This is a genomic window from Breznakia blatticola (assembly GCF_004365815.1).
In the GTDB taxonomy this organism is placed as follows: Bacteria; Bacillota_I; Bacilli_A; order Erysipelotrichales; family Erysipelotrichaceae; genus Breznakia; species Breznakia blatticola.
The window spans coordinates 16,815-40,806 of sequence record NZ_SODD01000004.1 but is presented as its reverse complement, the minus strand read 5'-3'; the positions used below and the strand labels follow the sequence as shown (position 1 = coordinate 40,806).

General features: G+C 34.4%; 19 protein-coding genes and 1 pseudogene. 9 read left to right on the top strand and 11 right to left on the bottom strand.

Annotated features, from left to right (window positions below; all coding sequences use genetic code 11):
• Positions 1-259: 259 nt before the first annotated feature.
• From EDD63_RS11795 to EDD63_RS02130, 4 genes and pseudogenes are all read left to right on the top strand, one after another.
• Positions 260-733: pseudogene (locus EDD63_RS11795) on the top strand (NAD(P)-dependent oxidoreductase); the annotation flags it as partial.
• Positions 707-1,126, top strand: a complete 420-nt coding sequence (locus tag EDD63_RS11790) for an NAD(P)-dependent oxidoreductase (protein ID WP_481748721.1) — start codon at positions 707-709, stop codon at positions 1,124-1,126. The pseudogene EDD63_RS11795 and the gene EDD63_RS11790, both read left to right, overlap by 27 nt.
• 156 nt (positions 1,127-1,282) lie before the next feature.
• Entirely contained in the window at positions 1,283-2,644 is a 1,362-nt protein-coding gene (gene trkA / locus EDD63_RS02135; RefSeq protein WP_134168016.1) for a Trk system potassium transporter TrkA, read from the top strand.
• A gap of 1 nt (position 2,645) precedes the next feature.
• Positions 2,646-4,091: a TrkH family potassium uptake protein gene (locus EDD63_RS02130; protein WP_134168014.1), complete on the top strand. Its 1,446-nt coding sequence runs from the start codon at positions 2,646-2,648 to the stop codon at positions 4,089-4,091.
• Positions 4,092-4,132: 41 nt separating this feature from the next.
• On the opposite strand, the gene EDD63_RS02125 is transcribed toward EDD63_RS02130, so the two are convergent.
• The 8 genes from EDD63_RS02125 to EDD63_RS02090 form a co-directional block, all read right to left on the bottom strand.
• The gene (locus tag EDD63_RS02125) at positions 4,133-4,663 is read right to left on the bottom strand and encodes an NUDIX domain-containing protein (protein ID WP_166667514.1); all 531 of its coding nucleotides are present in this window, start codon (positions 4,661-4,663) and stop codon (positions 4,133-4,135) included.
• Complete coding sequence (hemW, locus tag EDD63_RS02120) at positions 4,656-5,783, bottom strand: radical SAM family heme chaperone HemW (RefSeq protein ID WP_134168010.1); 1,128 nt, start codon at positions 5,781-5,783, stop codon at positions 4,656-4,658. The genes EDD63_RS02125 and hemW overlap by 8 nt, the downstream gene beginning before the upstream one ends.
• Positions 5,784-5,825: 42 nt before the next feature.
• Positions 5,826-7,148 (bottom strand): MATE family efflux transporter, encoded by a 1,323-nt coding sequence (locus tag EDD63_RS02115; protein WP_134168008.1) that lies wholly within the window; start codon positions 7,146-7,148, stop codon positions 5,826-5,828.
• Between the two features lie 199 nt (positions 7,149-7,347).
• Positions 7,348-7,782: a hypothetical protein gene (locus tag EDD63_RS02110; RefSeq protein ID WP_134168006.1), complete on the bottom strand. Its 435-nt coding sequence runs from the start codon at positions 7,780-7,782 to the stop codon at positions 7,348-7,350.
• Positions 7,779-9,281: a Y-family DNA polymerase gene (locus tag EDD63_RS02105; protein ID WP_134168004.1), complete on the bottom strand. Its 1,503-nt coding sequence runs from the start codon at positions 9,279-9,281 to the stop codon at positions 7,779-7,781. Before EDD63_RS02105 ends, EDD63_RS02110 begins: the two co-directional genes overlap by 4 nt.
• 89 nt (positions 9,282-9,370) lie before the next feature.
• The gene (locus EDD63_RS02100) at positions 9,371-9,874 is read right to left on the bottom strand and encodes a GNAT family N-acetyltransferase (protein ID WP_134168002.1); all 504 of its coding nucleotides are present in this window, start codon (positions 9,872-9,874) and stop codon (positions 9,371-9,373) included.
• Between the two features lie 110 nt (positions 9,875-9,984).
• Positions 9,985-11,736, bottom strand: coding sequence for an ABC transporter ATP-binding protein (locus tag EDD63_RS02095; protein ID WP_134168000.1), 1,752 nt, complete (start codon positions 11,734-11,736; stop codon positions 9,985-9,987).
• Positions 11,733-13,463 carry an ABC transporter ATP-binding protein gene (locus EDD63_RS02090; protein ID WP_134167998.1) on the bottom strand — a complete coding sequence of 577 codons (1,731 nt, stop codon included), beginning with the start codon at positions 13,461-13,463 and terminating at the stop codon, positions 11,733-11,735. The genes EDD63_RS02095 and EDD63_RS02090 overlap by 4 nt, the downstream gene beginning before the upstream one ends.
• A gap of 72 nt (positions 13,464-13,535) precedes the next feature.
• Here EDD63_RS02090 and EDD63_RS02085 point away from each other — a divergent pair, with 72 nt between their 5' ends.
• A complete protein-coding gene (locus tag EDD63_RS02085; RefSeq protein WP_134167996.1) occupies positions 13,536-14,375 on the top strand; it encodes a MerR family transcriptional regulator in 840 nt (279 codons plus the stop codon).
• A 15-nt stretch (positions 14,376-14,390) separates the two neighbouring features.
• Here the strand turns inward: EDD63_RS02085 and EDD63_RS02080 are convergent, their stop codons facing one another.
• Positions 14,391-15,263: an AraC family transcriptional regulator gene (locus EDD63_RS02080; protein WP_134167994.1), complete on the bottom strand. Its 873-nt coding sequence runs from the start codon at positions 15,261-15,263 to the stop codon at positions 14,391-14,393.
• A 165-nt stretch (positions 15,264-15,428) separates the two neighbouring features.
• On the opposite strand from EDD63_RS02080, the gene EDD63_RS02075 reads away from it, so the two are divergent.
• Entirely contained in the window at positions 15,429-17,183 is a 1,755-nt protein-coding gene (locus EDD63_RS02075) for an FtsW/RodA/SpoVE family cell cycle protein (protein ID WP_166667513.1), read from the top strand.
• Positions 17,183-18,535 carry a penicillin-binding transpeptidase domain-containing protein gene (locus EDD63_RS02070; RefSeq protein ID WP_134167990.1) on the top strand — a complete coding sequence of 451 codons (1,353 nt, stop codon included), beginning with the start codon at positions 17,183-17,185 and terminating at the stop codon, positions 18,533-18,535. Before EDD63_RS02075 ends, EDD63_RS02070 begins: the two co-directional genes overlap by 1 nt.
• A gap of 22 nt (positions 18,536-18,557) precedes the next feature.
• Here EDD63_RS02070 and EDD63_RS02065 read toward each other — a convergent pair whose 3' ends face one another.
• The gene (locus EDD63_RS02065; protein WP_134167988.1) at positions 18,558-21,431 is read right to left on the bottom strand and encodes an ABC transporter permease; all 2,874 of its coding nucleotides are present in this window, start codon (positions 21,429-21,431) and stop codon (positions 18,558-18,560) included.
• Positions 21,431-22,132 carry an ABC transporter ATP-binding protein gene (locus EDD63_RS02060; protein ID WP_134167986.1) on the bottom strand — a complete coding sequence of 234 codons (702 nt, stop codon included), beginning with the start codon at positions 22,130-22,132 and terminating at the stop codon, positions 21,431-21,433. Before EDD63_RS02060 ends, EDD63_RS02065 begins: the two co-directional genes overlap by 1 nt.
• Positions 22,133-22,273: 141 nt before the next feature.
• On the opposite strand from EDD63_RS02060, the gene EDD63_RS02055 reads away from it, so the two are divergent.
• Together EDD63_RS02055 and EDD63_RS02050 are read left to right on the top strand one after the other, a co-directional pair.
• Positions 22,274-22,846 (top strand): TetR/AcrR family transcriptional regulator, encoded by a 573-nt coding sequence (locus EDD63_RS02055; protein WP_134167984.1) that lies wholly within the window; start codon positions 22,274-22,276, stop codon positions 22,844-22,846.
• Positions 22,847-22,895: 49 nt separating this feature from the next.
• Positions 22,896-23,975 (top strand): NAD/NADP octopine/nopaline dehydrogenase family protein, encoded by a 1,080-nt coding sequence (locus EDD63_RS02050; RefSeq protein ID WP_134167982.1) that lies wholly within the window; start codon positions 22,896-22,898, stop codon positions 23,973-23,975.
• Positions 23,976-23,992 lie beyond the last annotated feature (17 nt).

The following is a 23,992-nucleotide window of genomic DNA, read 5'->3' as shown; positions in this document are numbered from 1 at the left end:
TACCAAATATAACGATTTATCGTTTCCTTCCTTAATCACTTAATTACGTGCACGATTAAGATTGACTTCATTATATATAAAAATCTCAAGTCTTTTATTTATGGTTTTGCGTAAACTTAACGAAAGAATATCGATATAAATATTATAACATTTGCGTAAAAGCGTACTAGAACAACTTTGCGAACACTGAGTTTGCGATTATATACTTAGCAAATATCACTTAATTATCGTTTTCAATTAATTAAAACAAGCATATAATAAATACGAGGTGGATAAAATGAAAATAGCATGGATAGGAACCGGTGTTATGGGTAAAGCAATGATTACTAACTTATTACAAGCCGGTTATGAAGTACATACCTACAATCGTACGTATGAAAGAATGGATGATATCGATACGCCATTCAAGTTTAAAACAATTAAGGAATGTGTCGAGAATTGTGATGTCGTTATTACAATGGTTGGATATCCTAGTGATGTAGAAGAAGTATATTTTAAAGATGGTATTTTAGATTATGCAAAAGAAGGAGCCATTTTAATTGATATGACAACTTCTTCACCAGATCTAGCTAAAAAGATTGCAAATGCAACAACTAAACACGGTGTACTTGACGCTCCAGTTTCTGGTAGTGATGTGTATGCAAAATCAGGAAAACTAACAATCATGGTTGGTGGAAATCAAGAAGACTATGATAAAGCATATCCAATTTTTGATGTACTTGGTGCAACTATTAACTTAATTGGCTCACATGGTGCAGGTCAACACTGTAAAATGTGCAATCAAATCGCAATTGCTGGAGCTATTAGTGGAGTTGCTGAAACAATTACCTACATGAAAAAGCAAGGTCTTGATCCTGAAAAGGTATTTGCGGCAATAACAAAAGGAAGCGCGCAAAGTTGGCAACTTGACAACAATGGACCAAAAGCATTGAAACAAGATTTTGCCCCTGGTTTTTATATTAAGCATTTCATTAAAGATATGAATATTGCACGTGATGAAGCTCGTTTAGCAAATATTGATTTAGAAGTGCTAAACACTGTATGTAACATGTACGAAACACTTGCATCAGATGGTCTAGAAAACGATGGAACTCAAGCCCTAGTGAAATATTATGAATCAAAATAAGCCAAGATATATCGTCTTGGTTTTTTCATGCAAATAAGAAAAGAATTAAAGAAGCTTACTATATAATACAATTGACAAGATAAACACACATATTTCATTGAAAGCATGAAATAGAAGTGCTATGATGATTTCAATACTTTATAAGAGAGGGTAATTATGAATATTATTGTTGCTGGTTGCGGGAGTGTTGGGTACTCCATCGCTAAGGTTTTACGTGAAGAGGGTCACGATATCACCTTAATTGACCAACGAAAAGAAGCTTTAGAAACTGCTTGTACGGATTTAGATGTTCTTGGTGTTGTCGGACACGCTGGAAGTTATAACATTCAACAAGAAGCTGGAATTGAAAACTGTGATATGTTTGTTGCAGTAACAAATGTTGATGAATTGAATTTGCTATGTTGTGTTATGGCAAAAAAGGGGCGAAACATCAACACGATTGCTAGAGTTAGAAATCCAATCTATAAAAAAGAAGAAGAACATATTAAGGATGCGATTGGTTTATCGATGATTATCAATCCTGAATATACAGCAAGTAAGGAAATCTTAAGAATCTTACGTTTTCCTAGTGCTACAAAAATTGATACATTCTCACGTGGTAAAGCAGAAATTGTACAATATCCAATTCCAAAGAACTCACCACTTGTTGGTTTGAGTATGATGGATTTAGGAAAAAAACGTTTAGGCGATTACTTAATTTGTGCCATCGAGCGTAAAGATGATGTCATTATTCCAGATGGAAATGTCACGATTCATTCTGGTGATATTATCTATGTTCTTGCTACTCCAAAATACACAAGTAAATTCTTTTATGGTATTGGAGCAGGAATCAAACCCGCTAAAAATGTAATGCTTGTTGGTGGAAGTATGATTTGTCATTACCTTGCAAAACAATTATTAGAAAAAGGTGTGGGTGTAAGTATCATTGAATCAAAATATGATCGTTGCATGGAACTATCTACCCTACTACCAAAAGCTAATGTCATTTGTGGTGATGCAACTGAACAAAACTTACTTGAAGAAGAAGGGTTGTTGGAACATGAAGCAATGGTTACCTTAACGGGTATTGATGAAGAAAATATCATGCTAAGTATGTATGCACAAAATATACCAACCATTAAAAAGGTGGTAACAAAAGTAAAACGTTCGACCTTTGATAGCATCATTTGCGAACTACCTATTGGTAGTATCATCAATCCAAAACTATTAACTTCATATAGCATTATTCGCTATGTGCGTTCCCTACAAAATCCACTAGGTAGTGCTGTAGAAACCTTCTCACGCATTATTGATGGAAAAGTAGAAGTCTTGGAATTTCATGTCGGTGAAAACTGTGCAGTCACAAATATTCCACTTATCGATTTAAAAACAAAAGATCATTTACTTATTTCTTGTATCAATCGTAAAGGAAAAATTATCATTCCTAAAGGTAATGATGTACTATTACCAAATGACCATGTCATTGTTATTACACAAATTCATGGTTTAAAAGATTTGAATGATATCCTGGTTCGTTAATATGAGAAATTCAAAATTACGTTTTATCTTAGGATGGGTTTTAAAAATTGAAGCATGTTGTATGCTATTTCCTGTCCTAACAGGTCTTTATTATCAAGAAGATGCAACTTATGTTTATTTAGGCGTTGCTATTGCAACCTTTATTGTTGGAAGTATTTGTACTTTACATAAACCAAAAGCACGTAGTTTTCGTGCCAAAGAAGGATTTCTTGTTGTTGCACTAAGTTGGATTGCACTTTCAATTGTTGGGATGCTGCCATTTATCTTAACTGGTGAAATTCCAAAAGTACATGATGCATTATTTGAAATTGTATCTGGTTTTACAACCACGGGTGCAAGTATCGTGCCAAATCCTGATGTATTAAGTAAAGCAACTATTTTATGGCGTAGCTTTTCACACTGGATTGGTGGAATGGGAGTTCTTGTATTTGTACTAACAATCTTACCAATAGAAAGTAACCAACAAGGAAACACCATTCATATGATGCGAGCTGAATCACCAGGACCAAGTGTTGGTAAACTGGTACCTCGCATTAAGGATACTGCACGTATTCTATATGGAATTTACTTTATTATGACAATCGTGCTCATTGTGACTTTAATCATTGCAGGTATGCCAATATATGATGCAATTACCATGGGATTAGGAACTGCTGGTACTGGTGGGTTCTCAATCAGTAGTGCAGGTGCAGGAATTTATGCACCACACATTCAAGTAATATTAACTGTAGGAATGATTGCCTTTGGAATTAACTTCAATATTTATTACTTGATTTTACTACGTCGCTTTAAATCCGCATTTAAATCCGAAGAATTACGTGCCTATCTTGGTGTAATTATTATAGCGATTGTACTTATTTCATTTAATATTTATGGACAAGTTGGTAACCTATGGGATACAGTACTACAAAGTAGTTTCCAAGTCGGTAGTATTATTACAACTACTGGTTATACAACCGTGGATTATAATACTTGGCCAATGTTCTCAAAACTCATCTTACTTGGATTGATGTTGACAGGAGCGATGGCAGGTTCTACTGGTGGTGGATTTAAAATTCAAAGACTTGTTATCATTTGTAAGAATGCACTTAACCAACTGCGCAACTTTATTTCACCTCGTCGGGTACAAGTTGTCCAAATGGATGGAAAAGTTGTGGAAAGCGATGTTGTAGCAAGTACGAAAAGTTATTTAGTTCTCTATATTGCAATTATGGGTATATCAACACTCATCGTGTCTTTAGATAACTTTGACTTAATGTCTACTTTTAGTGCAGTGAATGCAACATTCAATAACATCGGTCCAGGAATGAATATGGCTGGACCTGTAGAAAGTTTTGCCAATTTCTCAATCCTTTCTAAGTTAACAATGACCTTTGACATGTTAGCTGGACGTTTGGAAATTATACCTATGTTACTATTATTCTCGCCATCTGCTTGGCGTAAATAGAAAAAAAACGATTCTCACATCAAATTGTGAAAATCGTTTTTTTATTTCTTCATAAATTGCATATATTTTAAGATCGCGACAATCGTCTTTCCATCTTTAATTACATTATTACTTATCATTTCAAGTGCTTGATTCAGTGGTATTACTTCAACATGGACAAACTCTCCAGGATCGAGTTGTTGCTTATGGTATACACAGTTTCTAGCAAGGACCATATGAATGACTTCATCAGCATATGCAACTGTAGGATATAAATACCCCATATATGTCACATCACTAGATACGTATCCTGTTTCTTCTAACAGTTCACGCATACCTGTTTGCTCATGTGTTTCATTTTCATTATGTTTTCCACCAGCTAGTTCATATAACTCTTCTTTTGATGGATAGCGAAATTGCTTTACCATAATGATGTTTTCATCTGGATCTAATGCGAGTACACAAACACCACCTGTATTATGTGCAACCTCTCTTGTACTTATCTTTCCATCTTCAAGTTCTACTTTGGAAACACTAACATCCAAAATCTTTCCTTTATAGATCGTTTTTGTCTCTAAGGTTTTCTCATACATCTTGTTCATCCTCCATGATAATATCAATGACTTCCATGAATTGTACTAAATGGGTATGTAGTAATAACATCCCCTCTTCACTCATTGCAAAATGTGTTGGACTTTGAATGGCTTGATGGTATAAAACAAGACGTTCAATTGCATCGTCAAATAAATCATCAAAACTACGATGAAATATTTCTTTGAATTTGACCTTATCAATTCCTTTTTTTGTTCGTAAATTCATCATTAAATACTCAATTAAGATATCTTTATCAGACAAGTGTTCTTCAAAAAGTGTACCCCCATCATTAATATATGTATCCATAGTTCCTGTAATTGCATAACGTAAATGACCATCTTTTCCACTGGCACCTAAGCCAACTCCATAAAAATCTTCATATGCCCAATACACTTGATTGTGTTTTGACTCATATCCAGCGCGTGCATAATTGGCGATTTCGTAGTGTTCAAATCCATGTGTTTTTAAATATTCACGACCAAGAATGTACATATCTGCTTCAAGATCACTATCAATCGGTTTTACACCTCGTTTTCCAAATACACTGTTATCTTCAATGGTTAATGAATAAATTGAAATGTGCTTTACATTAGGGTTGCTTGTTGCTTTCTCTAGTGAATCAAGCCATATCTCTTTACTTTGGTTTTCAAACCCATAAATAAGATCAATGGATATATTAGGAATATAGGAAGCAATTGTGGCAATTGTCGAATCGATATCTGCTGCTTTATGTTTACGGTTCATATACATTAACAAATCATCATTGTATGACTGTACACCTAAAGAGATACGATTCACCCCATGAGCTTGCATTAATTCTAGTTTCGCTTCTGAAATGGATTCTAAATTTGATTCCATGGTATATTCAGCAGCCGTGTGTGTATATGGCTCTACAATATGTAATAACCTTTCTAATTGTGCTTCATGTAAGCATGTAGGTGTACCTCCACCAATATAAATCGTATGAAGCATTTTATTTTGAACCCGAGCAGTTATTTCTTTTTCAAGCTGTGATAAAAATGCATCTACCACCTCTTGGTTGTAGACACTTCGTTTGAAATCACAGTAATAACAAATATTCTCACAAAAAGGAATATGTATATATAATGCATTTATCATACAAATAGTATAACACGATTCCTTAACACTTGTAGATAATAACTATTGTAAGTCCTTTGTATATCTAACAATATAATAGAGTGCAAGCAAGGCAACGAATAGTTCGGTAATTGGCATTGCAAACCACAAAGCATTTACATTAACTACAACTGGCAACAACAAAATCAAAGCTCCGCTAATTAGGCAACCACGTAATACAGAAACTAAAAATGCTGCTTTTGGTTTTAATATGGCTTGGAAATAATACGTAGAAAAAATATTTAATGGCAACAAAATAAATGACAAACTATACCTGCGAATAATCGCTGGTGCTGCTGCTAGTATACTATCCGTTGGTTTCATGAAAATATAGATATACGCATTTGGCCACACCATACTAAAAACGGTCCAAAATAACGCAAAGATACTTACAGTATATAATGCGTATTTCAAAGTTTCTTTGATGCGTCCATATTTCTTTGCTCCATAGTTAATAGAAATGATAGGTTGTGCTGCTTGTCCAACACTATATGCACAACACTGTACAATTGTACTGACATTAATGACTGGTCCATAAATTGCAAGAGCATCACTATCTAAGTACTTCATAATTTGACGATTAAATAAGATGGTGAGTATTCCCATTGCAATATCGATAAAAAATGTTGGAAATCCAGTAATTACTATTTCCTTACATGTCGTAAAAAATGTATCAACTTTTACTATACGTAATGTATTTTTCTTCGACCAAAAATGCGTGAGCATAACTATAAAAGTGATAAGTGCTCCTATAGCAGTTGCTAGTCCTGCTCCAAATATTCCCATATCTAAAGTAAACACAAACACATAATCACCAACAACGTTGAATAATCCACCTGCTAAGACACCTGCTGTTGCTAATCCAGGATGATTATCATTTCGCAAGAAAGCTGCTAGCATTTGATTAAATAAAAATACAGGTAATACAATTTTTACTGGTAATACATATGCACTTGCTAGTTCAAGCAGATTTGGATCAGCACCAAATAAAACTAGGATTTGCTTCTCATATAAAAGCAAAGCAGCCCACGCAAGTAGTGCAAACACTATAGAACCAATAAGAGCAACACTGAAATACGTATTTGCTCGATGTGTATCTTTTTCTTTTTGCCCCATCATTGTGCTAAACATTACAGAACCACCAACACCCATTAGTAAACCTAAACTGTAGATCACATTCCAAATTGGTGCAACCACAGCAAGTGCTGCAGTTCCTTCTGGACCTTGATAATTCCCTACCATCGCCATATCAACTAATGAATAAATTGATGTAATCATCGCACCACCAAACGCTGCAGCTAAATATTTCGTATACGTACGTTTGATATTTCCTTGTAATAAACTCATAAAACTCTCCCCTCTTCAAACAAAAAACCGGATAAGATACGAACAGTGACAATCTTCTTATCCGGTGCTTTCATACGCAAAAGCAACGCTCCGAAAATTATATATTCGCTATCTTATCCGGTCTTATACTTACGTTCATAAGTCCTCCGATAACTGATGTCTACAGTAACAAAATACGCTTTGTTTGTCAAACATCTTTTTATTCTTCTGTATCTAGAATTTGTACATCAAGAATATCATCAAAAAGAATTCTATGTTTATCTTCTAACATGATGTATCGTTCATCAATACTCATCTTCCTAACAAATGCATGAAGTGTAATAATTTTACCACCTTCTTTTTTAGCATCTGGCTCAAAATAAGAAACACGTATGTCTGGTGTATTTGTAATATTTATAAATACTTGCTGTAACATATCATTGATTTGAGTCTTCTTTTCTTCTGATAATACAGGTCGATGATCCGTAAGTCTTGCTTTTTCTGCAAGTGCTTGATCATATCCAGTAAGTGCTGCAAATGGTGCAAATTGTGCTGCGCGATTACGTAGCGACATTGGTTGATGTTTTTTTGAAATTGGACGAGCATGATTGATGATATCCCCATACTTCTTTAATACTTGATCATCACGTTTCATTTCTTATGTCCTCCAATTTGATTGTTGCGATCTTTTGCAGTTGCACCATCTAGTAAACTCGTTGCTTTCAATATTGCATTTTTACCAAACTTCTGTTTGATTTTAAGCAGTGCTTCTTGTTCTTTACGCTCTTTATCTAAATAGGCATTTTGTTGTTGCTTTTCTTTTTCAATCGATTCATAATCTGTAAAAAGATCCAATTGATCCGATTTCTTTTTGGGTTTAATCACAGTACCTTCAGGAAATGTCGCAAACGACATACTAATTCTACGTACAAGTAACCCTTTATGCACCAAACGGTCAAATAACGCCAATAGCGCTTGTGTAATTAAAGAAGCTGAAGATGTTAGCTGTTCAAGGTTTTGTGTCCCATGCGCACTCTTAGGCACCTGACGTCCATAAAAATCCGTTGTAACTTCTCCTGTGTATGCATTACGTATTTTTGGAATTTGCAAGCTCTCTTTATCATATCCAACAGAAAGCACCACTTTATTGGTTACAAGCTTTTTCTCTAACATATCAAGAGCAAGTGCTTCAGCCATTTCTTTCACGATAATTCGCGCTTTGGAAAATGGATATGGCGAATGTAAGACTTGGCCTGCACCAAAACTATGATTTGCTGGCTTATAGTTTTTTATTTCCTTCATCGTACATGGTTCATATCCCCACGCATGATCAATAAGCAATTCTGCATTCACACCAAATAAGCGATACAGTATTTCTTCATTTTCTAATGAACAACGTGCGATATCTCCCATGGTATATAGACCGTGTGCTTCTAATTTCTTTGTATATCCACGACCAACACGCCAAAAATCAATAAGTGGACGATGATTCCATAAAGTATGACGATATTCCATTTCATCTAGTGATGCAATGCGTACGCCATCTTTGTCAGGTTCAATATGCTTAGCAACGATATCCATTGCTACTTTTGCCAAATACAAATTGCTTCCGATTCCTGCAGTCGCAGTGATTCCCGTTTGTTTATATACATCTTGTACAATTTTTAGTGTTAATTCATGTGCACTCATTTTATATGTATCTAAGTATGGTGTTACATCAATGAAAACTTCATCAATGGAATATACATGAATATCTTCTTTTGACACATACGTCAAATACACTTCATAAATTTGTGAACTGATTTCAATGTATTTTGCCATCTGTGGTGGTGCTACAATAAAATCCACCTCGTATTCTGGATGTGTAGCTAAAAACTGTGCATCATAACTATCATCGATAAATGTACGATTTGTCGCTTTCTTAATTCGTTCTTGATTAACTTCACGTATTATTTTTTGTACCTCAAACAAACGTGGTCTACCAGGTACTCCATATGCTTTTAATGATGGTGATACTGCCAAACAAATGGTCTTTTGCGTACGACTATTGTCTGCCACAACTAAATTCGTTGTTAGTGGATTTAAATTGCGTTCTTTACATTCTACCGAAGCGTAGAATGATTTTAAGTCGATTGCAATATATGTATGATTCATTCTAGCTCCTTTCACAGTTTTCTATAACTATAGTTTACTATACTTTCATACATGAATCATGTAAAAAAAATACTTCATCAAGAAGTATTTTACGCTTTTCTAATAATATCTTTTCGCATGTAATAATCATCCATAACAAAACCATTACCGATGTCATTTACTGCTTCTTCAAAGATTTCAAATCCCATTTTCTTATATTTAGCAATTGTAAGTTCATTATCTTTATTGCATGTTAACCAAATTCCAGTTGACCCTTTTTCGCGTGCAAGTAATTCAATAAACTTTAAAGCAAAGCGACCATATCCTTGTCCACGTGCACTTTCTTTTAAGTAAAACTTACTTAAGAAAGCATCTTCACCTTCTTTGAACACAATTGCAATATAACCAATTGGTTGGCCATCAATGATTTTGAAATATGTATAGTTTTCTTCTTCCATTTGACGCGTCATCGCTTCTTCATTTTGAAAATGCTCTAGCATGTACGTCACTTGTTCTTGTCCAATAATCGGCAAGAAATGTTGACTCCATATTTCTTTAGCTAAACTTGCTAATAACGTTACATCATTTGTATCACATTTAAGTATTTCAATCATATGCGTTTCCCCTATTCATACAGTTATTTAAACAACAATCACTGGCAAAGTCAACGGAAATATCAGATGACAGAAAAAAGGATTCGAACAAATGTTCAAACCCTTATGAATTACTCTGCAAATTGTGCATTATACAATTGTTCGTAATATCCTTTTTTCGCTAATAGTGTTTCGTGGTTTCCTTGTTCCACAATATTTCCATCTTTCATCACCAAAATGACATCTGCATTTTTTATTGTTGATAGACGGTGCGCAATCACAAAACTTGTTCTTCCTTCCATGATTTTCGACATTGCTTCTTGAAGCATTTGCTCCAAACGTGTATCGACAGAACTAGTTGCTTCATCTAGAATCATGATTTTTGGATCCGCAACAATTGCTCGTGCAATTGTTAGTAACTGCTTCTCACCTTGCGAGATATTATTTCCTTCTTCATTGATCACCATGTTGTATCCATCTGGCAATGTACGAATGAAGTGATGTGCATTTGCAATTTTGGCAGCTTCTTCAATTTGCTCATCAGTAGCATGATCGACTCCATACGCAATATTTTCTTTAATCGTTCCTTTAAATAGCCATGTATCTTGTAAAACCATTCCAAACATACTACGCAAATCATCACGTGCTAGATCACGAATATCAACACCATCAACGCAGATTGCTCCACCATTTACATCATAGAAGCGCATTAATAAATTGATCAGTGTTGTTTTTCCTACTCCTGTCGGACCAACGATTGCTACCATTTGTCCAGACTTAATATCAACAGATAAATCATGCAATAAAATCGTATCTGGTGTATAACCAAAGGCAACATCCTTCATTTGCACAGAACCATGTACATCTGCAATTGTTTTTGGTTGCTTATGATCTGGCAATTCTTCTGTAGCATCTAAGACTTCAAAAATACGAACTAATGAAGCAACTGCAGCTTGTAAGATTTGAATTAAATCACTCATTTGGTTTAGAGGATCAGAAACTTGCCAGATGTAACGAATAAATGCTTGTAGTTGTCCAACTAACATCACTCCTGCTAATACATCAAGACCACCTAAATACACAACAACCCCAATACATAAATATGTAATTAAGTTAATTCCAGGAGTAAGCATTCCACTTACAAACTGAGACATAAAACTTTGATTACAAAGATTTTGGTTTACTGCCATGAACTCTTCAATAGAATCCTCTTGTTTATCAAATAGCATAATTTCTTTATATCCACTGTATTTCTCTTGAATAACTCCATTTAAATCTCCAAGTGCATTTTGTAAGTTTTGATATCTTGGTTGAGATTTCTTCACGATGAATTTTCCATATACTAAGGTGAATGGAAGAATTAGTGTAACAATTAGTGCAAGTTTTACATTAATTGCATACATCGCTCCAATTGCAAATAACAACATTAAAATACTCGATACAAAGACGGCTAAACTTTGTTGGAGTGCATTACTTACTGTTTCCACATCACTAGCCATACGACTCATCAAATCACCAGTTGTATGTTTATCAAAATACGAAACGGGTAATTTATGGATTTTCACATTGATTGCTTGTCGTAAATCTTTCATCATATTTTGTATTGCTTCTGTAAGAATGAATTGATATAAAATACGACTTCCTGAACCAGTTATATAGATTCCAAGCAATACTGCAATTAACTGTAAAATATATTGAAAATTGATTGCTCCATTTTTACTAACAACACTTAATAAATATGTCGTAATCATCCCTTCTACATATGGTGCAACAACGGTCATCGTTGAAGCAAGTACAATAAAGAAGATAGAGAAGATAAAAAACTTTTTAAATGGAGCGATAAATGGCATTAAATCTTTAAGTATTTGTTTTAATTGTTTCATAGTGCCAACTCCTTTTCACTTAACTGACTACGTGCGATTTCTTGATAGATTTCACATGTTTCTAATAATTCACGATGCGTTCCTTTTCCAACAATTGTTCCATTGTTTAATACGATAATTTGATCAGCATTCATAATCGAACTAACTCTTTGTGCAACAATTAACGTAATTGCATCTTCTGTTTCTGATAATAAGTTTTTACGTACTTCTGCATCCGTTTTAAAATCAAGCGCAGAAAAGGAATCATCAAAGATATAAATTTCTGGTTTTCTAACAACCGCACGAGCAATGGAAAGTCTTTGTCTTTGACCACCAGAGACATTTGTTCCACTTTCAGCAATACAGTCTTCAAATTGTTGTGGTTTATCTTGAATGAATTCATACGCATTCGCAACTTTTGATGAAGCAACAACTTCATCTTCACTTGCATCATGTTTTCCATATTTAATATTTTCTTTGATTGTTCCTGAAAACAACAAAGCTTTTTGCGGAATAAAACCAATTTTTTGACGAAGTGTTTTGATATCGTATTTACGTACATCGACTCCATCCACTTTGATATTTCCAGCACTTACATCATAAAAACGCGGGATTAAATTAATAAGGGTACTTTTCCCACTTCCCGTACTTCCAATAAATGCAACCGTTTGCCCTTTATGTGCTTCAAAACTGATATTTTGTAAGACTGGCAATTCCCCATCTGGATATTGAAAACTCACTTGATCAAAAACAAGTGTTGTATCTTCTTTTCCTTCAAATACTGGATTGCTTGGATTTTGAATCGCTACTTCAACATTTAACATTTCTTCAATACGATCCGCACTTACTTTTGCACGTGGATACATCATAAACATATTTGAAAATAACATAAGTGAGAATAAGGCATGGAACATGTATTCTCCAAATGCCATCAATTGTCCAACTTGTAGATTTCCTGCATCAATTAAGTTAGATCCAACCCAGTAAATAATCAAACCAGCACTATTTAAAATAAAGAAGAATAGTGGTTGCCCAATGGCCATCAATTTAAATAGTTTCTTCGCTACATTTGTATAGTCTTCACTAGTTTGGCTAAAGCGTTGTTCCTCATATTTATTTTTACGAAATGCTCGAATCACACGTACACCTGTAATATTCTCTCTTGTGATTCGATTTAAATTATCCATCTCTTTTTGTTGTTTCTTTGATAATGGACCACTTGCTTTAGCAATCAAATAAATCGAAAATATGATAATTGGTAAACTTCCAATGATGACCATTGCTAAGTTTTGACTTGTTTTAATAACCATGAAAAAACTAGCTACAATCATAACTGGTGTTAATAGACCTGTACGCATTAACATGTTGGTAAATTGCATCAACATATAAGCATCAGGATTCGTTCTTGTGATCATACTTGAAACACCAAACATATTGTATTCTCTAGGTGAATACGTTTGTGTCTTTTTGAAAATATCATTACGAATATCTCGCACGACATAACTACTCATTCGAGCTCCACAAAATGAAAGAATTAATCGTCCAACTCCCCCACATATTGCAATTAGCACTAAATATAGCAACATCGTTTTCATCAGCGTTACATCATGATTGCGAATTCCTTTATCTACGATTTGCGCCACAATAGAAGGAATTCCTAATTCCGCAATAATAAAACCGGCAATCCCCACAAAGTTCAATACCAGTATCCAACTATATCTTCGCAAATATTTCCATAAAAACTTCATACTTCACCTCTTGTAAATCCTCTTAATCTAAACTATAAGGTAACCTTACAGTCAACACATAGGAGAAAGAAAGTGAAAAAGAATACATATTTAACTTCAGGAGAGTTCGCAAAACTGTGTGGTGTAGAGAAACACGTATTATTTTACTATGATGAAATAGGTTTATTCTCTCCTGTATATACAAAAGAAAATGGCTATCGCTATTATACATATCGTCAATTTGATACATTTGAAATGATCAAATGTCTGCAAAAAATGAATATGTCGTTAGAAGATATTAAGTTTTATTTAGAAAAACGATCACCAGAACTATTTATTTCCCTACTTGAAGAAAAGGAAAAGAAAATCCAAAGTCAAATAGATGAACTTAAAGCAATATCGCAAATGGTTCAACGCTTTGCTTCAAATACAAATGAAGGAATGCAAGTCAAAGCTGATGAAATTACAATCGATTATTATCCAAAACAAAACATCATCTTAAGTTATCCCATCAAACATGGTAAGGAAAAGGATTTAACTTTATCACTTATTAATTTTCAAACCTATGCAAATAAGCACATGCTCGTTATTCAAAAAAACGTAAAATATGTAATGCGTATTGATACACTAAATACAAAAGATTTTAGTACACCTGACTTTTTATACACAGAAGCCAACAAATATATCAAAGGTGTTACTACCCTTCGTAAAGAAATAATGATGCTCACTATTATTCATCAAGGTGACTACGATAGTTTACCTGTCACATACAATAAACTGCTTGATTATGCAAAAGAACACGACATACCGCTTGGTGAATATGTTTATGAAGACTATTTATTTAGTCGATTGAACCAACAAGACCCAAGTAAATATCGCACCAAGATTATGATGGAAACAAAATTACCAATAAAAAAAGTTGATCGTAGCTGACCAACTTTTTTTGATTTATGCTTTATCTTTAATTGGAATCCAAATAGCACTTTCGAAATCGTAATCTTCGATTTGTCCGTTTTTGTACCATTCAATACTAATTGGTAAAGAAATTTCATATTCAGGGTGATTAGGAATCCATTCTTTAAAGATTCTTGTGTTTGTTGTTTGAAGTGCGTGTGGCATTGGACCAACAACTGGGAAAATCATCCATGTACTTGCAGGAACTTCAAATAGTGTGAATCCTTCAGGAACTTCTCCACCTTCATACATACCTGCAATATAATAATCGAATGAACCGCTTTCTTGACGTTGATCAAAACTTACTGCAAACTCACCAATGTGATGTTTTTTATATACTGCTACTTCTTTAGAATTCGGATTCATACACTCTTTGCGGTATATTTCCCAATACTTTGGAATCTCTTGATAAGCAGTTTCATACACCACTTCATACTTTTTACCAATCATTTTCATTACGTCTTTGTCTTTTGCAAAATTTTGCATATCTTGTCCTCCTTTGACATCAATTACAAGTCGTAGAGGTTGAAATATTGTAATCTTGGATGGATGTTGTTGTAACTTTGTTGGAGAAACTCCATGCATTCGTGTGAAAGCTTTACTAAAACTCTCAGGTGTTTCATAACCATAAGTATATGCAATATCGATCATCTTCTCTTTTGCTTGAAGTACATCTAGTGCAGCTAAGTATAGTTTGCGATTACGAATGTACTCTCCTACAGTATAACCAGTCACGATTTTAAAACTTTGTTGGAAATACATCGGTGAGATTCCAACAGAACAAGCAACCTCATTTACTGTGACATTTTCCATTAAGTGTTTCTCAATATAGTTCAATCCTTTTGTTAGTGCATCCATCCAGTTCATATTTCTATCCTCTTTCTTGTACTGTCATTGTACGAACAATCACTACGAACATCTTGTCATTTTTCACAAACATTTGTCAACTCTATATAAACTTACATCTTTGTAATATGCTATTTCTTGTTTTTTGTAGTCCAATTCTATACAATGTGTAAAAGGAAGTGTGCTATGGATTTTATATTACAATTAATCGAACCTCACTATTTACGCTTTGCCAGATATGTTTTCGTATTGCTGGCATTTTTGATTTTTATTGAAATTAAACGCTTAATTTTATACCGTCAAGAAAAGCAACGAATCTTAGCTGTCTTAAACGTAGGTAACGGAGTCGAAAAAATACCAATCACGAATTATGAAGTGACAATTGGACGAGCTTCTACGTGTGATGTCATCATTAATTTACGATTTATCTCTAAACAACATGCTGTTTTGGTCATGAATGATGATGGATATTGGAACTTAACAGATACACGCTTTGCTGGCGATATACTGGTAAATGATCAAAAAGCAGATGATCAAACACCAATTCATATGGGTGATACGATTTCCCTTTCTGGTGTAGAGATGGTCATTCAACCACCAACATATGACAATATCAAAGCATATGAAGAAAAACTACATAAACAAAAGAAACGTCTTTCTTTTAAATTTATGCAAAGGTTGAAGTTCATTGGACGTAAAGATGGTAGTTATACTAAAGCAATGGTGTTATTGAACATCTTTCAAATCTTGACTTGCATCCAAATGTATTTTGCAATTGATGCAACCTATCACAAAGAAATATTTTTAAGTTTTGGTGCATTATTTATCTTACCTTGGATTTGTATTCCAATCGGTAAAATGCTAAAACTTAAAAACTTAGGAGCGGAAGCTGCTGCATTTTTTCTTACTACCATTGGATTTAGTATGATTGCTAGCGCTAATCCGCAAGATGTCTATAAGCAATTATTAGCATGTATTATTGGAATTGTACTTTATATTATTTTATGTCTAGCCTTACAAAATTTAGATACAATTATGAAATTGCGTCGTTATGCTGCATTATTATCCATTCTTATTCTTGCATTTACCCTTGTGTTTGGAAGTAATATCAATGGACAAACCAACTGGATTCGTCTTGGACCACTGAGTTTACAAACCTCCGAGTTAGTAAAAGTGCTCTTTATCTTTGCCAGTAGTGCAACACTCAACTGGCTATTTAAAAGTAAGAATCTAAGAAATTTGATTGTCTATTCAACTGCATGTGTTGGTTTACTATTCTTAATGGGAGATTTTGGAACTGCATTAATATTCTTTGTTACTCTCATTATTTTGATGTTTATGACAAGTGGAGATATCAAAGCAATCTTTATGACATTACTTGTTTCTGGATTGGGTGGACTTATGGTGTTAAGTTTTCGTCCATATATTATGCGTCGATTTGAAACTTGGCGACATGTATTTGCACATATGTATGATTCAGGATATCAACAAGCAAGTGCGCTTATTGCACTAGCTAGTGGTGGACTGTTAGGTCTTGGTGTTGGAAATGGATTTGCGAAAAATATCTTTGCTGCTGATACGGATATCGTTATTGCCATGATTGGTGAAGAATGGGGGCTATTGATTGCCATCATGGTCTCAATTATGTTTTTAGTAATATTACTAGGTGCTATTCGTTCGCATAAAGTTGCACGAAGTAGTTATTATGTAATTGCCGCATGTGCTGCAGCTGGTATGTTTGTTATTCAAGCTGCACTCAATATATTTGGAGCACTTGATGTACTTCCTTTCACTGGAGTTACCCTGCCATTTGTAAGTAACGGTGGTAGTAGTATTGTAGGAAGTTGGGGGTTACTTAGCTTTATCAGTGCCTCATTAAACTATGCGACACCAAATGAACACCAAGAAGTAAAACCTGTTGATGTTGGAGGTGAAGAGTAATGAAACGAATCTCTGCAAGAGCAAAGTACTTAGTTATCTTAATGGTTGCCTTTATTGCATGTGCAGCGATCTTTGCAAGTGACTACATTACTGGTGCAAGTAGTTGGGTCAGTTATCAAACCAATCAAAACATTTATCACGATGGAGAACTTACCGTTGCTGGAGAAATATATTCTTCTGATGGTGTGCGTTTACTAAGTTCTAGTGCAAATGGAATGATGTATGCAGATGATATGAATGTTCGTTTAGCAACCTTACACACAATTGGTGATAAAAATGATAGCATTTCAAATAGTATTTTAACTACAAAACGAGATAAACTAATTGGTTACAATGTTCTAAATGGTCTTTTCGATTCAAAAAGTAAAGAGCATGAAATGCAACTAACCATCAATGCACAATTATCAAGTTTAGCCTATCAATCACTAGGTGCAAATCATGGTGCTGTTGCGATTATGAACTACAAAACAGGTGAAGTTCTAACAATGGTATCAAAACCATCATTTGATCCAGATAACCCACCAAGTGATGATGCTAGTGATGAAGATGGTATTTACTTAAATCGTGTACTTAATGGTTTATATGTTCCTGGTTCAATTATGAAACTTGTCACTACATATGCAGCAATTGAAAACATCAGTGACATTGAAAGTCAAACATTTGATTGTCAAGGTGGAATTACCATTGGCGACCAATGGATTGAATGTAATGGTGTCCATGGTCATCAAACATTTGAGCAAGCACTTGCCAACTCATGTAATGTAGCTTTTGGTTTAATTGCAAATCAATTAGGTAATGATACCCTAGCAAACTATGTAGATAAAAGTGGTTTAACCGCAAGCACAAATATCGATGGTGCAAAAACAAGCCCATCGCGTTTCAATCTAGAAAATGCATCAAGTGCAGATCTTGCTTGGGCAGGTATTGGACAATATACAACACTGGTTAATCCAATGCAGTTTCTTGAATATGTATCAGCAATTGCAAATGATGGTACATTAGAAGCCACACATTACATTAAAGATACTTCTTTCCTATCATCGATTACAAAGATGACAGAAAGTGATACGCGTTTACTTGATGAAACTAGTGCTAAAAAGCTTCAAGAATTAATGCGAAATAATACAATGCAAAACTATGGAGATTATAATTTTGCAGGTTTAAATATTGCAGCAAAAACGGGTACTGCTGAAGTTGAAAATGATAATCCACATGCATGGTTTGTAGGTTTCTCAGCAAATGATGATACACCATATGCATTTGTCTTCATCGTTGAAAATGCCAGTTATACAGGTGCTGCAATGGATGCAGCTATCAGTGTATTAAATCAAATCCCAAATATCGTAAAATAAAAACGCAGGTGTCTGCGTTTTTTTAGTCGACGGATTTTAAAGCTTCAATCATATGAATATGTTTTAATTTAACATGTGTGATACATGTCACAATAAGTGTAAATGCAATTGTTAAAGCAGCTGCAATCGCATATGCGTATCCTTTAATGACTACTGGGAATACTGCCAAATCAGAAGATGCCATTGCAAGAATAAACCATGTAAGTACATAACCTACACCAAACCCTATTACGATACCAATAATGGTAAAGAATATGTTTTCTCGAACAATATGCATGGTTACTTCCTCACTATGAAATCCTAGTACTTTCAGTGTTGCAAGTTCCCTTTCCCTTTCAGATATATTGATATTTGTCAGGTTATACAACACAACAAACGCTAAAGTTCCACTTAGTAAGATAATAATAATCACAACTGGTGATAAACTATCGACTAGTTTTGCTTGTTTATCTTTTTGTGTACTCATATAGGTTACATTTTGCACACCTTCTTTTTTCATAAGTGCTTCACGTAAGTCTTGCTCTGCACGGGAATTCATATGATCAGTCTTCACTAAGAATGTATTATCATGCACCGCTTTCTCAGTAACATTTTCATAATACGTACTTGATACATACACGTTATGTCCTAGATAGTTTTCAGCAATTCCTTTAACTTTAAGTGTGTATACATCTCCTTGTGCATTTGCCATCTCAATTTGATCACCTACTTGTACATCAAATATTTGCGCAAGACGATCACTAATAATCACTCCATCTTCTGCTAAGGAAAGTTGTTTACTTGAATCACGTAAATCAAAGAACTCTGTATATGTAGTGTTTGTATTTAGCACATATAAAGATGCATTTTGCTTACTTACATCTGAACCAGAAAATGTGACTTGTTCGCTATAAACCTCAAGTACTTGTTTTACTTTTGGATCTTTTGTAATAAAGGTAGCCACTTGATCAAGTATACTTTGATCAACATCACTTTCCATGGTAATAATCGCATCACTTTTTTGAAGTTCATCAAATTGAAGTGTTGCTGGTGCTCCAATGGAAGACATTAAACCAAAACCTGTCACCATCAATCCACAACATCCAGCAATACCACTAATCGTTAAGATGGACCGACCTTTATATCTAAACATATTACGGAATGTGACTTTCATTTGGAAACTAAGACGTGACCAAAGTATAGAGAATCTCTCAAGCAAAATTCGTTTACCTGACTTCGGTGCTTTTGGTTGTAATAGTACGGTTGGTTTTTCTCTAACATCTTTAACTAGTACATATGCAGTTGAACACAGTGTACTAGCTAAAGATAGCCCTGTTGCAATCAAAATCGGAATACTCCAATAATGGGTTTCATATGTTGGAATAATATATTGTGATTGCAGCATCGTAAACACGAGGGCAGGAAGTAACTTTGTTCCTACAAGTACTCCTGTTCCAATTCCAATACTTGATGCAATGAGTGCATAAAGTACATACTTGATTGCAATTTCTCCATTATGGTATCCAAGTGCTTTTAAAGTTCCTATCTCTTTACGATTTTCTTCGATCATTCGTGTAATTGTCGTAAAGGTAATAAGAATCGCAATTGCAAAAAAGAAGATAGGAAATGCATTGGCAATCGCATCGATTCTATCAGATAAACTCGTGTATTCACTAAAACCAGGTAAATCCTTTCGCTGGTTTGTAATATATGTAGCTTCATGCATCGAAGCAATATCACTCTTAGCCTGTTCAATTTCAACTTTTGCTTCATCTATTTTCGTTTGATTTTCTAGTAGTGTTGCTTGTGTTTTTAAAAGTGTTGCTTCTTGCTTAACAAGTTCTTGTTGTCCACTCTCGATTTGAACAAGTCCAGCATTTGCTTGTTGTAATCCGTTTTCTATTTGTTGCAATGGTTGCTCAAATTGTGCATTTGCAACATCCGCACCATATTGTGCTTCAATTTGTGCCTTTTGCTGTAACACTGTCGCTTTTTGATCTTGTAAGTTTTGGATTTGTCCTTGTACTTCTTGCTTTTGTGTATCTAGATTAACTTTTTGATTTTGAATGGTTGATAGTCCTGTACTCACTTGGGTTTTGGCATTATCCAATTCTTGTTGTTGCTCATTGAGTTTAGTTTCATTTTCTTGAATCGTTGTATAAGCATCTTGCTGTAATTCTTCTTTGCGTTCGACTTTTCGCACACTTAAAAAATCATCCAGTGTTTTTGTATAACTTTGTAGTTTTGTTTTATATTCACTAGAAAACATATCTACATTTTCTAAGTCTTGAAATTGAATATACATGATAGAAGTCACATCACTAGCAATTGCATCATCTGTAACATAAGCAAATCCATGTAACTGTCCATCACCAATATTTGTAACACCACGCTCTGCATTTGCAATAAATAGTACAGATTTTACATATCCAACTACGCGGAACTCTTTATGTACTAATCCATCATCATCCAGTTGCATGACACTACCTAATGGATACTCCTTTTTTAGTTGCTCATCCACAACAATTTCATCTGCATTTGAAGGTAGACTTCCCTCTTGTAGTAGTAATTCGTTTTGTGTCGATTTTTTTGCGATATCGTATATTTGGAGGTTTTTTTGTTTTGTTTCTTCAATTACTGGAAAACTATAAGCTAAATCAATATTTGCAGTTTTCAGTTTACTTTCTAATTGTTCTTTATCTTGTTGTGAAAAACCAAGCGTGGATTGTACAACGATATCTGACATACTTTGTTTGTCGATGACTTGTTGTAGACTACTTTCTAAATCCGGTCCAACTGACTTGATTCCTACAAACAAAAGCACACCCATGAAAATAATCAAAACAATAGCGATAAAACGCCCAAAGGATTGTTTAATTTCACGGAATGTGGTTTGAATATACAATCGTAACTTCATTACCAGACCAACTCCTCTACAGCTACAGGATGTTCATTAATTTCAATCTTCTTTACCTTTGCATCATTGATATGAATTACTTTATGTGCAATTGGTGCAATGGCATGATTATGTGTAATGATGACTACCGTTTTCTTAAATTTCTTACATGTATTCTGAAGAAGTTTCAAAACTTGTATTCCTGTTTTGAAATCAAGTGCTCCAGTTGGTTCATCACAAAGTAATAATTTAGGATTTTTAGCAAGTGCACGAGCAATCGCCACACGTTGTTGTTCCCCCCCAGATAATTGTGAAGGAAAGTTTGACATACGATTTTCCAATCCAACATCTTTTAGTACTTGTTCTACATCTAATGCATCCTTAGAGACTGCAGTAGCAAGTTCTACATTTTCTTTAGCAGTTAAATTTGGCACAAGGTTATAAAATTGAAAGACAAAGCCAACATCAGTTCTTCGATAATTTGTTAATTGTCGACTGTTGTATGTAGCAATATTCTCACCATCAATGATAATATCTCCATCTGTCGGGCTATCCATTCCCCCTAATATATTCAAAATGGTACTTTTCCCTGCACCACTAGGTCCTAATATAACAACAAGTTCACCTTCATCTATTTCAAAATTCATGTCTTCATTTGCAATGATTTCATGTGATCCCATTTTATAAATTTTAAATTCGTGTTTTACTTCAATATATGACATAGGTCCTCCAATATTTCAACACTATGTTGATTTCATCCCACACTGTTATTATAATAAAAGTAAGAAAGGTAGACAATATGCAAAGCACATCAAAGTGTTATTGATTCAACACTTTTGTGATGATTGTCGAAAGTACGAACTATGGCTGGAGTTAAAAATAACCGACGTGTCCAATATACCAAACACGTAATCAAAGAAGCGTTCCTCTCTTTGCTTGAACAAAAAGAATTATCTAAAGTAAGCGTAAAAGAAATTTGCGAATTGGCCGATATTAATCGTGGTACATTTTATTTGCATTATCAAGATACTACGGATTTGTTCAATCAAATCGAAGATGAACTTATGGAAAGTGTGATGCCAATCTTAGCTTTTGATGGAGAGCGATTTATTCATGTATGGTTAAGTAAATTGATTCATTTATTAAATCAAAATCGTGCAGTAAGCCGTATTATTTTAAGTGATTACCAAAATAGCCGATTGGTACATAAAGTATTTGCCAAGGTACAAGATATGGCATTGCATGATTTTCAAATGGAATTCAATGAAGAAGATCCACGAATTTTAAATCTATATTTTGTCTTCTTCGTACAAGGAACCATAGGAACCATCCTCGAGTGGTTAAAAGATGATCATGGCGTCAGTGAGAAAGAATTAACCGATTCACTTACAGATGTACTAGAGCGAATGAGTATTCATGATTTGAACCACTTGTAGGTTTATTGATATAGGTCTACTATATGAGTATATAAAGGGGGCAACATTTATGTCAGAAAAAATTGCAATATTAGGTTGTGGTAATGGTGGACATGCTGCAGCTGCAGATTTAACCCTAAAGGGTTTTGAAGTAACAATGTATGAAGATCCTGCATTTAAAGATCAACACCAAGAATTATTTAAGCACAAAATTGTGCACTTACAAGGTGCTGCTGGCACTGGTGATATTAAAATTCACGATGTAACTACAAACTTGGAACAAGCAGTCAAAGGTGCAACGATTATTTTAGTTGTTGTTCCTGCTTTTGTGCATGCTTCATTAGCGAAAAAACTAGCGATTTATATTGAGCCAGGACAAATTGTATGTTTACTTCCAGGAACTTTTGGTTCGTTGATTTTCTATAAGGAATTTAAGAAAGTTGGAGTTAATTATGTACCAGTTGCTGAAAGTCATACACTTCCTTATGCAACACGTTTAATTGCACCTGCCACTTCCCTAGTTATGTCACGTTTTAATCCACTAAAAATCGGTGTCATACCAGCAAATAAGACTGATGAAATTCTTACACGTCTTTCACATCTGTTTGATGGCTTAGAAGCTGTCGAAAGTGTTATTGCTTGTGGTCTATCAAGTCTAAATCCAATCATTCACGTACCTGGATGTATTTTGAATGCAGGAAGAATAGAAATAGCTAAAGGTGATTTCCATTTCTATACAGAGGGATTTAGTGATAGCGTGGTTCGCGCAACAGAAGCAATCGATAATGAACGAATTCATATTTTAAAACAGTTTGGTTATGCCCATGATATTGCAGCCCACGGAGTTGGTGGAAGTATCCAAAGTGATTCCATTAAAGAAGTTATCGCAAGTGATCCAAATTTCGCCAAAATCACAGGTCCTGCAAACTTTAAAAATAGATACTATGCAGAAGACATTCCATTTGGTTTAGCTAGTTGGGCAAAACTAGCAAATGCTTATGATGTAGCAACACCAATTATGGACTCTATGGTCAATCTTGGTAGTCTTATCATGGAAGAGGATTGTTGGAGTATTGGTCGTTCACTTGGTGAATTAGGAATTGAAGATATGAGTCTTGAAGATCTTAAAAACTATGTACAAAATGGATAATACAAATTAAAGCCATC